Here is a 12,445-nt window from a genome sequence, read left to right as displayed (position 1 = left end):
CTTTTTAGCCAACACCTGAAAGACCATGCGCGCGGAAATCGAACGCCTTGTTGAAGAGATCAAGCAGTCAGTCGGGCTGCTGAGGAGGCATCTTTGACGTCGAGCAATCGACGGCACGCCTCGCTGAGCTGAACAAGCTCGCAGAAGACTCCAATCTCTGGAACGATCCCCAGAAGGCCCAGCGGCTGATGCAGGAGCGTACCTCATTGGAGGATGCGCTTTCGGGCATCGGCAAGGTCGAGCGCGAGCTCGAGGACAATATCGGCATGATCGAGCTCGGCGAGGCCGAGAACGATGAGGGCGTGGTCACTGAGGCCGAGAAGGCGCTCAAGGACCTCAAGAAGGAGGTCGCCCGGCGCGAGCTGGAGGCGCTGCTGTCGGGCGAGGCCGACAAGTTCGATTCCTATCTCGAAGTCCATGCCGGCGCCGGCGGCACCGAGAGCCAGGACTGGGCGCAGATGCTGCTGCGCATGTACACGCGCTGGGCGGAGAAGCACGGCTTCAAGATCGAGTTCCTCGAAGAGTCCCAGGGCGAAGAGGCCGGCATCAAGTCAGCCACCATCCAGATCAGTGGCCACAACGCCTATGGCTGGCTGAAGACCGAGGCCGGCGTGCATCGCCTGGTGCGCATCTCGCCGTTCGACTCGAACGCGCGGCGGCACACCTCGTTCTCGTCGGTGCAGATCTTCCCCGTGATCGACGACAGCATCAAGATCGAGATCAAGGAGTCGGACGTTCGCACCGACACCATGCGGTCGGGCGGCGCCGGCGGTCAGCACGTCAACAAGACCGAGTCGGCGGTGCGCCTGACGCACATCCCGACCGGCATCGCGGTGGTCTGCCAGGCCGGCCGCTCCCAGCACAAGAACCGGGCGCAGGCCTGGGACATGCTGCGGGCGCGGCTCTACGAGATCGAGCTGAAGAAGCGCGAGGAGCAGGCCGCGGCCGATCAGGCCGCCAAGACCGATATCGGCTGGGGTCACCAGATCCGCTCCTACGTGTTGCAGCCCTATCAGATGGTGAAGGACCTGCGCACCGGCGTGCAGACCTCCGATACGTCGGGGGTGCTCGATGGCGACCTCGATGAATTCATGGCGGCGACCTTGGCGCAGCGTGCCTTCGGCACCGGGCCCGGCTCCGTCGAGGATGTGGATTAGCCCATGCCGCGCGTCGCTTTCATCGGATTGGGACGCATGGGCCACGGCATGGCCGGCCGTTACCTCGATGCCGGCTTCACGGTCGCGGTGTGGAACCGGAGCAAAGCCAAGGCCGCGGACCTGATCGCTCGCGGCGCGCTCTGGGCAACCTCGCCGGAGGATGCCGCGATCGACGCCGATGCTGTCGTGACCATGGTCGCCGACGACGAGGCCTCACGCGCGGTCTGGCTGACCAAGGACGGCGCGGCCGCCAACATGAAGGCCGGTACCCTCGCGATCGAATGCTCCACGGTCTCGTACCAGCACACGCTCGAGATGGCGCGCGAGCTCAACAGCCGCAGCTTGATCTACATCGATTGTCCGGTCACCGGCCTGCCGGAGGCGGCGGCCGCCGGCAACCTGACGCTGCTGGTGGGCGCCGATCCGGCCGATCTCGAACGCGCGCAGCCTTATCTCGCGCCGATCGGCAGCACGATCCGGCATTTCGGCCCGGTCGGCACCGGCACCGTGTTCAAGCTGATCAACAATCTGATCGGCGCGGTGCAGATCGCAAGCCTCGCCGAAGGCGTGGCGATTGCCGAGCAGGCGGGCCTCGACATGCAATTGGTGGCCGAGGCGCTGGCGACCGGCGCGGTGGCAAGCCCGCAGGTGATCCGCCACAGCAAGCGGATGATCGACCGCAACTTCTCCGGCGCATCGTTCACCGCGGCGCTGCGCCACAAGGATGCCGACTACGCCGTGCGGCTCGCCGAGACCCTGCTGCCCGGTGTGCCCGTCAGCCGCGCCGCGCTCGCCGCCTACGACAAGGCGAAGGCCCATGCGCCCGACGCCGACGAGGGCCAGATGATCGAGATCGTGTCGCGGCCGAAATAGGCGGGGCCGCCATTCTCGGAAATCGGGTGGGAATATTCGCGGCGCTGCGCTAGTCACCTGTGCGACTGCAGGTGAGTGCCCGACATGCCTTCCGCCGACAACCGCATCGATCGTCGCGACTGGGGGCTGCTCGTCCTGCTGTCGGTGCTCTGGGGCGGCTCGTTCTTCTTCAACGGCGTGATCCTGCGCGAACTGCCGCCGCTGACCCTCGTGCTGCTGCGCGTCGTGCTCGGCACGATCATCCTGCTGCCGCTGCTGCGGGCCGCCAGAATCGAATTCCCGCGCGGCCTGTCCGGCTGGGCGCCATTCGTTGCGATGGGGCTGTTCAACAATGTGCTGCCGTTTGCGCTGATCGTGTTCGGGCAAACCTATATTCCGAGCGGGCTGGCCTCGATCCTCAATGCGACGACGCCGCTGTTCGCGGTGGTCGTGATGGCGGCGGCCGGCGAGGAGCGGCTACAGGCGCGCCGCGTGGCGGGCGTCCTGGTCGGGCTGATCGGGGTTGCGATCCTGCACGGCGATGCGCTCGGCTTCGAGAGCCGGCAGGGCATCGGCATCCTGCTGTGCCTCGCCGGCGCCTTCAGCTACGGCATCGCTGCGCTGGTCGGGCGGCGGCTGCCGCAGCGCGTGCCGCCGCTGGGGACGGCGACGTTCCAGATGATCGCCTCGGCGGTGCTGATGGCGCCCATCGCCGCCGTCGTCGATCGGCCGTGGCTGTTGCCGATGCCGCATCCGGCGACATGGCTCGCCGTGCTCGGGCTCGCGGCGTTGTCGACGGCGCTGGCCTATATCGTGTTCTTTCAGATCCTGCGGCGTTCCGGCGCGACCAATGTGATGCTGGTGACGCTGCTGATTCCGGTCACCGCGATGCTGCTCGGATATCTCGTGCTCGGCGAGCCGATCGCGCTGCGCGAGGTGATCGGCGCGCTGGTGATCGCGAGCGCGCTGCTCTTGATCGACGGCCGCGTGCTGGCCTGGTTCAGCCGCGCGCCCGCTTCCACGCCGCATACCATCCGCTGAAGCGGCCGCTGTCGCGCTCGCCACCGTGCCAGGCGGCATAGGCGGTGCCATCGTCGGCGACCAGCACCACGGCATCTAGCCCCCTGGAGCGGCGCAGCGTGTCCATCGCCTGCGCCGGCGTCTGTGCGATCGGACCTGCGACGTTGAACGAGGTGTTGACCGACATCTCGACGCCGATATGACGGCCGAGCGCCTTCAGATAGGCATGGGTGAGGGGATCGTCGGCCTCGCGCACGATCTGGATGCGGCCAGTGCCGTCGGCATGCACCACCGCCGGAATTTTCGCGCGCGCCTCGGGCTTCGAATGCGCGGTCAGCACCATGTAGTTATAGGCGTTGTAGTCGGCGTCGGCGGCGCCGTCTTCGAGCTCGAAATAGTCGCGCGCGGTCTCTAGCGTCGCCATCGGCGCCAGCGGCCGGATCGCCTCGCGATACTTGACGCGCTCGTTGAGCCGCTCGCGCACCTCGGGATCGCAGGGATTGGCGAGGATCGAGCGGTGGCCGAGCGCGCGCGGGCCGGTTTCGGCGGCGCCCTGATAGATCGCGATCACGCCGCCTTGCGCGACCATGGACGCCATCAGGTCGGCAACCGCGTCGCGCCCTTCTGAAGTCGCCACATTGCCGATCTCGGTCGAGGCAACGTCGTCGGCTTGCAGCGCCGTCGTGATGTCGGCGTTTGAGGGCGGCAGGCCGCAGTAGAATGCGTGCGACAGCGGCGCGCCGCGTGGCGCGCCCGCCATATGCGCGAACAGCCAGGCCGCGCCGATCGGCACGCCGGGATCGCCGGGCACCGGCGGCACCCACATATGCAGCCGCGTCTTGCGCTGCTGCGCGCGTTCGAACCACGCCTCGTCGAAATGCTCGAGCAGCCGCATGTTGCCGAGCGCGTTCAGCGCGACGCCCCCGGTCAGCACAAGGCGGTCGGTGCCGGTGGTGCGCAAGAGATGGTCGATGACATGGATCATCGCGTCCTCGAACACCAATTGCGTCGCAGCCGCCTTGTCGACGCGGTCTTTGGTGTCGGGGCGGTGATTGATGTCCTCGACGCGCAGTACGGCATCGGGATTCCAGAGCTGGTCGGGGCGCAGCGGCGGGCCGAGAATGTCGATCAGCGGCTGATGATAGGGATTGTCGGCGGGATCGGCGTACCAATTGGCCATCGCGCGATTGAGCTGCACGCTGCCATTGGGCCCGAGCTGCAGCACCGCCTTCAGGCGCTGATAATACGGATTGGTGGCGCGATTCATGTCGCCCCAGGCGGCGGCGCCCATGTAGCGGCCCTCGCTGGAGAGCCAGGTCCAGCCGCCCTGGCTGGATGAGATCACCGTGTAGAAAGCACCGAGCGAGTCGAACAGGCTCTCATTGCAATAGAGCTGCTTCATCTCGCCGTTCTCGGCGACATAGAGTGAGATCGAGCCGACGTCGCCGGTGCCGTCGAGCACCGCGATCGCGACACGCTCGCGCGTATCGGCGAACGGCGAGGCGGTGAACGAGTACCAGGCGTGATTGTCGTGATGCGGCATGCAGATCAGCGGCAATTGCTTGTCGAGCCCGTACATCCTGCCGAGCCGGCGCGACAGCCGCCGCACCTGATCCAGCTGGCGCAGATTGATTGCTGGTGCGATCGGGGCGCGCAGCAATTTGAGGCTGGCCGGCGCTTCCTCGAGCGAGGTGCGGATCAGCATCGCCAGCAGCGCCGGATAGTCCCACGTCGTGACAAAGGCGGCGATATCGCCGATGTCGCGGCCCACCCGCTGCAACACCTTGCGCATGTCGTCGAGCGCATGCTGCGGGAACTCGTTGGTGTGCTTGTTGCCGGAGAAGCGCTCTTCCTCGTTGTTGACGATCAGGCGCGGTCCGTCCTTCTGGGTGACCTCGACCAGCGCGACGCCGGTATTGTGCGTGCCGGGGCAGGCGAGGCCGGCGATGTAGACCGTCTCGCCGCGCTGCAGCTTTTCGCGGATCGACGCGATCGTGCGCTGCGCGAACTCGCCATTGGCCTTGTGCAGGCCACGCTTCGCCAACGCTGACTCGCTGAGGCGGCGCGTGATCTCATAGCCCGCGGCCGCAAGATGCGGATGCCGCGGACCGGTACGGATGTCCGGTTTACGCAATCAGAACGCCTCGACTCGTGATCCCCAGATCGACCTTCAATCACAAATAGCGCCAGGCAACAATGCCGTTTCGCCCAACGGAAAAACCCAGCGCTTGCCAGCACATGCGTCTCTTGCGAGACTTGCCGCCAAAACCAACGACAAAAATCGGGAGAAAACGATGCCGGCTCGTTTCGGATATATTGGCGCAATCGCGGCGTTCGCAAGTGCCGCGCTGATCGCGACCTCGGCCACCGCGCAGAAGAAATACGATCCCGGCGCGAGTGATGGCGAAATCAAGATCGGCAACATCATGCCATACAGCGGCCCGGCGTCGTCCTATGGGGTGATCGGCAAGACCGAGGCCGCGTTCTTCAAGATGATCAACGAGCAGGGCGGCATCAACGGCCGTAAGATCAACTTCATCAGCTACGACGACGCCTATTCGCCGCCGAAGGCGATCGAGCAGGCGCGCAAGCTGGTCGAGAGCGACGAGGTGCTGCTGATCTTCCAGCCGCTCGGCACGCCGTCCAATTCGGCAATCATGAAATACATGAATGCCAAGAAGGTGCCGCAATTGTTCGTCGCCTCCGGCGGCACCAAATTCGGCGACCCCAAGAACTTCCCCTGGACGATGGGCTTTCAGCCCAACTACCAGAGCGAGGGACGCATCTACGCCAAGTACATTCGCGACAAATTCCCTGACAGCAAGATCGCGGTGTTCTGGCAGAATGACGATGCCGGCAAGGATCAGTTCAAGGGCCTGAAGGACGGGCTCGGCGACAAGGTCGGCATGATCATCGCCGACAAGTCGTACGAGGTCTCCGATCCCTCGATCGATTCGCAGATCGTCGCGCTGCACGATTCCGGCGCCGACATCTTCTTCTCCTGGGCGGCGCCGAAGGGCTCGGCGCAGGCGATCCGGAAAGTGGGCGAACTCGGCTGGAAGCCGAAATTCTTCCTCGCCAACACCGCGACCTCGGTCGCCTCGGTGCTGAAAGCGGCCGGCCTCGAGTTCTCCAAGGGCATCATCTCGACGGCCTATCTGAAGGACCCGACCGATCCGACCTGGGACAAGGATCCGGCGGTGCAAAGCTGGCGCGCCTTCATGGACAAGTATTATCCCGACGGCGACAAGGCCAACGCCAACAACCTCTATGGCTATGTCCAGGCCGAGGCGATGATGCAGGTGTTGAAGCAATGCGGCGACAATCTCACGCGCGAGAACGTGATGAAGCAGGCCGCCAACCTGAAGAACTTCCACTCCGACCTGATGCTGCCGGGCGTCATGGTCAACACCTCCCCCGACGACTACTTCCCGATCGAGCAGATGCAGCTGATGCGGTTCAACGGCGAGGCGTGGGAGCTGTTCGGCGACGTGATCACGGGCGAGGTCGGGCACGAGGCGTCGCGGTAGGGGGAGGCGCCGCTCGCGCCGCAACACCACCGTCGTCCCTGCGAAAGCAGGGACCCATACGCCGCGGCGGATGTTGTTGAAGGGACTCGTCCTTCCAGCATCGCGCAACAATCAGCATTTGTGGTTATCGGTCCCTGCTCCCGTGCGCAATTGCGCACTAGGCAGGGACGACACCGAGTGTGCTGCGCGGCGTGAGTCACAAATCTACGCCAAAATCCTCTCCGGCCGGCGGGCGCGGAGCGCCATGCCGCCGGCGACGCCGACGCCGATCACGTACATCCAGCCTTCGTGAAAATCGGCGAGATGCGAATTGAGCAGCGAGCTCGTGATGTTCTGCACGACCACGGCGAGTCCGATCCAGGTCGCGAGATCGCGGCCGGCGAACAGCCTGACGTGGCTGGTCCACATCGCGCAGAGCAGCAGGATGCCGATCAGCCCCCACTGGATCCCGACATTGAGGGTCTGGTTGTGCGGGTTGTTGATCACCTCGGCCTCAAGGCCGGTTTGCCCGACGGCATCCTGCGTGAACATGTGCCTGATCGAGCCGGTGCCGTGGCCGAGCCAAGGCGCCTCGGCGATGAATTTCACCGACTTCCGCCAATAGGTCAGGCGCTGCGCGGTCGAGGCGATGCCCGAGGTGTCGTGGGCGCGATACTCGATGCCGACGTCGGCGATGCGTTGGCGGAGGTAGGGGGACGTGGTCCAGACCACGAGGCTGATGACAGCGACGCCGGCGAACAGCAGCCGCGTGGCGTGCCGCGACAGATGCAGCGAGGCGAACAGGATCAACAGCACCGGCATGTAGACCAGCGCGGTCCGCGCCGACACGACGTAGAGCATGTTGGCGACGAACAGCAGCATCAGCGCGATGGCGCCGGCTGCGATGCGCCATTGCCGGGCCCGCAGCGCCGTCAATGCCGGCAGCGCCAGTGCGAACGCGCAGAGCGCGAACTCCTGGCTCTGGTCGAGGTAGTTTTTGACCGGCACGCCGTCGGAGGCGGTGTGCGCGAGCTTGAGCTGCGGCAGCGCCAGCACGATCCAGGACAGGATCATCAGCAGCGTGCACGATACCAGGAAGGCCAGGAACACGGAGAGCCCGCGCTGCGAGCGCTGGAAATAGCCGAGCAGGAACGGCAGCAGCAGCAGCTTGCTGAGCGGCTTGATGCCCTGCAGCCGTTCGGCCCAGCTCGTCTCCGACCACGCCACGCCGATCACGGCAAGTGCGACCAACGCGATCGGCAATGCAAAGGCCGGCTGCGCGAGGTCGAGCATGAACTGCTCCCAGTCGATGGTCGGGATTACGGCGACAAGCCACAGCAGCATGAAGACGGCGAGTGCCGTGGTCGACCAGGGTAGCGACGCCGCGGTCAGGGCGATCAGGGTATCGGTGGCGCGGACATAGGCGACCGAGCCGGACCAGGCGCGGACGCGATCGCGCCATCGTGCTGGCGGTTCGATTGCAAGACCAATGGCGTCGGAATCGGTGCTCATGGCCGGTCACACGCCATGCGCGGTTGCACCGTTGAAGGTCGCCATCGCGGCGGCGAGCGCCGCGGCGGCGGCCGCGACGTCCGGGGCAGCCCGATGGGACAGCAGGTCGCGCGCCTGGGTGTGGTGGCCGAAGCGCTCGGCGAGCTCGGTCCGCCGCGCGCGGATCCGGTCGCGCCATTGCTCCTGCTGCGCCAGCACGCGTCCTACCGAGGCGCAGATCGAGTCGGTCGAGAACGGATCGAAATAGTCGGCAAGCTCGCCCGCGACCTCGCGGAACACGGCAATATCGGAGCATAGCACGGGGGTATTGGCCGCGAATGCCTCGATGATCGGGACGCCAAAGCCTTCGGCGAGGCTCGGCATGATCAGGCCGTGCGCGCCCGCGATCAGTGCCGCCTTCTCGTGCTCGTCGACATAGCCGGAGAAGCGGACGTTCTTCGGCAGGTTGCGCGCCTGGTTGGCGCCGCCGGCATACCCGATCACGACGAGATCGGCCTCCGGCAGCTTGCGGAAGGCGCGGATGACGGCCGCGAGGTTCTTGCGGGGCTCGTTCGAGACGATGACGACGAAGCCCGGCCGTGCCGGGACCGCGGTTGGCACCGGCGCAAGCGGCGCTTCCGCGACGTCGAAACGGGTCCGCGGATAGACCACTCGCGCCGGAATGTGCGCATATTGCGGGAGCAGGGCGCGGAAGCGGTTCATGCTGTAGTTCGAGACGAAGGCGAGCTCGTCAGCCTGGTTCACGCTGGTGAAAAGGCGCGACAGGAACAGGCGGGTTGCGATGTCATCCAGCTTGAGATCGGTGATCGGCAACAGGTCATGCACGACGCAAATCACCTTTGCGCCCGGGCGGCGCTGGATCGCAACCCGGGTCGGGGTGTCGATGAGAATGACGTCGTAGTCGCGCGCATCGACCCGCGGCGGCGGCAACCTGGTCAGCGCCGACGTGTCCTGATAGCTGTAGAAGCCGGGCTCGAGCAGGAAATCGCCGAACAACTCGAGATGGCGCAAATCGGTCGGAATGTATTCGAGGCCCTCGGTCCGGTTCTCGATCAGCGTGACGCTGGTCGGCAGCAGATGAATCGAGCGCAGGAAGGCGATGATGAATTCGAGCGAGGTCGCCGCGTTGAGCTTGTGCTTGAACCAGTCGACCGTGCGGCGCAGGCCGCCGCGCATGATCGGCGAGTTCATGTCGGTTTCATCGAGGTAACGATAGAGCGCGAGCAGCTCGATCAGCCGCGAGTCCTCGGGCAGCAGGCGCGTCCGCTGCTGTCTGCGGCGCAGCTTCCGGTAGCGGCGCGTGGTCTCCACGACGAGGGTCAGGGCATGTCCGTCGCCGGCCAGCGAGCGGATCAATTCACGGGTGAAATGGAAGATGCCGCGCTTGTGGTTGGGCTCGCCAAGCGCCTCGCTGACGACCAGGATCTTTGTCATACGCTGATTTCTCTGAGCTCGAGGTGATGCGGGACGGGCGCCTCCAGCGCGACGGTGCTGGCGATGCGGCCGTGATCGAGATTGATGATGCTGTTGCAGGTCCGGCGCAGCAGAGCGTGGTCGTGCGAGGCGATGATCACGATCGCCGCGCTCTCGACCATCTTGCGCAGCCGCTGCTCGGCCTTGGCCGAGAAATTCTCGTCGACCACGCTGAGCCATTCGTCGAGCAGCAGGATGTCGGCGGGAAACGCGGTCGCGGTCGCGAACAGCACGCGCATCAGCATGCCCGACGAGAACATGCGCAGCGGCAGCCGCTGCATGCGCTCCTCCAGTTCCGTGAACGCCCAGATCTCGTCCAGGACCGCCGGCGTCGGCTTGCGTCCCGAGATCCGCAGCAGCAGGCTGATATTGTCGGCGGCGACGAAATCGAGATTGACGCCGGCACCGAGGCCGAGCAGCGGCACGATGTTGCCGGAAATCTCGACGCGGCCGCTGGTCGCCGGGAACACGCCGGCGATCAGCCGCAGCAGAGTGGACTTGCCGGATCCGTTCGGGCCGGCAAGGCCGATGCGTGCGCCGGCCTTCGCTTCGATCGAGATGTTGTCGACCGCGCGGATGGTCCGCATCTCGCTGGTCTGGCGGAACAGGCGGCCGAGCAGGCGGCGCTTCAGCGAGAAGTCGTAGGCGCCGTACAGCGGATAATCGAGGCAGACGTCGCGGAGGTGGATGCTTGCCATGCCCTAGATCCAGAATGCCGCTTTGCGCAGATGGGTGATGGTGACGATCGCGGCGACCGCGAGCGCAGCGAGGCAGGCCAGCACGTAGATCACGCTCGCCGTTGCGACATGACCGGTCGTCAGCGGGTCGCGCCAGATCGCGAACAGATGCGTCAGCGGATTGAGCCGCATCACGGTCGAGCCGCGATCGATCATCTCGGATGTCCAGATGATCGGCGAGGCCAGGAAGGCCAGCGTCAGCGAGGACTCGATGATCGGCTTGATGTCGCGGTAACGCGTCGCCAGCGCGCCGAGCACGAGGCTCAGGCCCAGCGTGCAGACCACGAACAGAACGAGGCCGGGGAGGGCGGCGATGGCGCCGCCGACATCGTGCGGCGTCAGCACGAGCCAGAGCAGCAGCGGCACGATCGCGTTATGGGCGGCGAACAGCGCCTGCCGGAAGGTACATTGCAGCAGGAAGATCACCGGCGGCAGCGCGCGATCCTTGATCAGGCTGGCCGAGCCCTGCAGCGCGGTGGTGGCGTCGAGCACCACGCTGTTGAGGAAGGTCCATGCGGTGAGGCTCGCCGCCAGCATCGGCAGCCGCGCCACCGTGCTGGCGTTGGAGAGATGGCCGATCACCGAGCCGAGCACGGCCACCATGATCGCCATCTGGATCGACATCCAGAAGGGTCCAAGGAGGGAGCGGACGTAGCGATGACGCACGTCGGACCAGGCCAGTGTTGCCGCGATCTGGATCGCGCCGACGAAACCTGCCGTTCGGGGACGCGGGGCTGGGGCTGACGACCCCGCGTCCTTTGCGGCGGCCTCCTCGGTAACGACCTTGCGATACACCGTCTCGACTCCCTCCTTGAAGGCTGCGGTTGAGTATTTCGTCATCGCGCGATGGCGCGCGGCCCGCCCCATGCGGCGTCGCCGCTCGGGATCGTTGATCAGCGTCTCGATGGCGTCGGCAAGCGCGGTGGGATCGCCGGGCGGCACCGTGATGGCCTCGAGGCCGTCGCGGGCGACATGCGGAACGCCGGTGTCGAGTGCTGTGTTGACGACGGGCCGGCTTGCGGCCATCGCCTCGAGCTGCGCCAGCCCGAAGGTCTCCGCGTTGGTCACCGACGGCATCACGAAGACGTCGGCGATGCGCATCAGCTTGACGCGCTCGCTCTCGGACACCGAGCCGAGCAGGCGGACGCGGTCCTGCAGGCCGTAGTCGCGGATCAGCTGCTCGAGGTTGTCGCGCTCGCGGCCCTCGCCGACGATCCAGACCTCGAAATTGCGGGCGTGGGCGGCACGCACCAGCACGTCGAAGCCCTTGTACGGAACGAGGCGTCCGCAGGCGAGCACGAGACGGCCGCGGGCGTTGACGTCGTCGGCCTGGGCGGCCGGCCGGTCATATTTGGCGACATCGACGCCGAACGGAACGGCGTGGCACTTGTCGGAAAATTCCTGCAGCAGCGGCGTGGTTTCGATCAGCACCGGATCGGAGACGATGATCGCGGCGGCCCGGCGCAGCGTTCGCCGCATCATCGGCTCGACCAGGAAGCGCAAGGCCGCGTGCGACACGATGTCGGCGTGCCAGTGCACGACCAGCGGGCGGGTGCGGCCGAGCCCGAAGGCGAAGACAAGGTCGGCGAGCGGGAAGGGGGCGTGCAGCGCCAGCAGATCGTGCTCGGCGATGCGGCGCCACAGCCGCCACGGATAGGTCGGCGCCGCCGGCAGCGACAGCACGTCGCCGAACGAGTGCACGCGCTCGACCGAAACGTCGTTGACCACGATCTGCCGCTCGCCGCCGGAGCGCGAGCAGACCAGCACGGCGGCGTTGAAGGTGTCCTTCAGTCCGGCGCAGATATCGCGGATCACCGTCAGCGTGCCGCCGAACAGGTCGGGATAGTAGACCTTGAAGATGTGGAGCACCGACGGACGCCGGGCCGGCTCGTTGACGACGATCATGGGCGGCTCGATCCGGATCATGCGACGAACAGGGCGACGATGAACGGCAGCGCCAGCGCGGCGGCGAACACCAGCGAGCGCAGCAGCGCCGGAAACACCGGCTCGATCGGGCCGCAGGGGACCTGCGGCGTGAAGCGGAATGTGGTGGCGGCGAACCGACCGGATTCGTGAAACGAACCGGATTCGCGGGCCGAACGAAGAGACATTGCGTCGGATTCCCTGCTGAACGGATTCTGGATACGTGGGAATATTTCACACGTCAATGGCGTCGAACTAAAAT

10 protein-coding genes are annotated in these 12,445 nt (G+C 66.0%); 4 read left to right on the top strand and 6 right to left on the bottom strand.

Annotated features, from left to right (window positions below):
- Positions 1–25 precede the first annotated feature (25 nt).
- The 3 genes from prfB to AC1VNY_RS26880 all read left to right on the top strand — a co-directional run bounded on the left by prfB (position 26) and on the right by AC1VNY_RS26880 (position 3,050).
- Positions 26–1,157 (top strand): peptide chain release factor 2 gene (gene prfB, locus AC1VNY_RS26890; protein ID WP_100213632.1). Its coding sequence is split into 2 segments (ribosomal slippage): positions 26–94 and positions 96–1,157, totalling 1,131 coding nucleotides; the frame shifts between segments, so codons are not numbered across the junction.
- Between the two features lie 3 nt (positions 1,158–1,160).
- Positions 1,161–2,030: an NAD(P)-dependent oxidoreductase gene (locus tag AC1VNY_RS26885; RefSeq protein WP_482407463.1), complete on the top strand. Its 870-nt coding sequence runs from the start codon at positions 1,161–1,163 to the stop codon at positions 2,028–2,030.
- Between the two features lie 84 nt (positions 2,031–2,114).
- On the top strand, positions 2,115–3,050 hold the full coding sequence (locus tag AC1VNY_RS26880; protein ID WP_482407462.1) for a DMT family transporter: 936 nt from the start codon (positions 2,115–2,117) through the stop codon (positions 3,048–3,050).
- Here the strand turns inward: AC1VNY_RS26880 and AC1VNY_RS26875 are convergent.
- Positions 3,010–5,163, bottom strand: coding sequence for a carbamoyltransferase C-terminal domain-containing protein (locus AC1VNY_RS26875; RefSeq protein ID WP_482407461.1), 2,154 nt, complete (start codon positions 5,161–5,163; stop codon positions 3,010–3,012). The genes AC1VNY_RS26880 and AC1VNY_RS26875 overlap by 41 nt on opposite strands.
- 160 nt (positions 5,164–5,323) lie before the next feature.
- Here AC1VNY_RS26875 and AC1VNY_RS26870 point away from each other — a divergent pair, with 160 nt between their 5' ends.
- Positions 5,324–6,559 carry an ABC transporter substrate-binding protein gene (locus AC1VNY_RS26870; RefSeq protein ID WP_482407460.1) on the top strand — a complete coding sequence of 412 codons (1,236 nt, stop codon included), beginning with the start codon at positions 5,324–5,326 and terminating at the stop codon, positions 6,557–6,559.
- Positions 6,560–6,763: 204 nt separating this feature from the next.
- On the opposite strand, the gene AC1VNY_RS26865 is transcribed toward AC1VNY_RS26870, so the two are convergent.
- From AC1VNY_RS26865 to AC1VNY_RS26845, 5 genes are read right to left on the bottom strand one after another with little or no spacing between them, the layout of a single operon-like run.
- Positions 6,764–8,050, bottom strand: a complete 1,287-nt coding sequence (locus AC1VNY_RS26865) for an O-antigen ligase family protein (RefSeq protein ID WP_482407459.1) — start codon at positions 8,048–8,050, stop codon at positions 6,764–6,766.
- Positions 8,051–8,056: 6 nt separating this feature from the next.
- Positions 8,057–9,484, bottom strand: coding sequence for a glycosyltransferase family 4 protein (locus AC1VNY_RS26860; RefSeq protein ID WP_482407458.1), 1,428 nt, complete (start codon positions 9,482–9,484; stop codon positions 8,057–8,059).
- Positions 9,481–10,221, bottom strand: coding sequence for an ABC transporter ATP-binding protein (locus AC1VNY_RS26855; protein ID WP_482407457.1), 741 nt, complete (start codon positions 10,219–10,221; stop codon positions 9,481–9,483). The genes AC1VNY_RS26860 and AC1VNY_RS26855 overlap by 4 nt, the downstream gene beginning before the upstream one ends.
- Before the next feature lie 3 nt (positions 10,222–10,224).
- Positions 10,225–12,165: a glycosyltransferase gene (locus tag AC1VNY_RS26850; RefSeq protein ID WP_482407456.1), complete on the bottom strand. Its 1,941-nt coding sequence runs from the start codon at positions 12,163–12,165 to the stop codon at positions 10,225–10,227.
- Positions 12,166–12,182: 17 nt separating this feature from the next.
- Positions 12,183–12,371, bottom strand: a complete 189-nt coding sequence (locus tag AC1VNY_RS26845; protein ID WP_482407455.1) for a hypothetical protein — start codon at positions 12,369–12,371, stop codon at positions 12,183–12,185.
- Positions 12,372–12,445 lie beyond the last annotated feature (74 nt).

Source organism: Bradyrhizobium ferriligni (assembly GCF_056837965.1).
The sequence above is the reverse complement of the archived record's forward strand: the minus strand, read 5'-3'. Positions and strand labels throughout refer to the sequence as shown.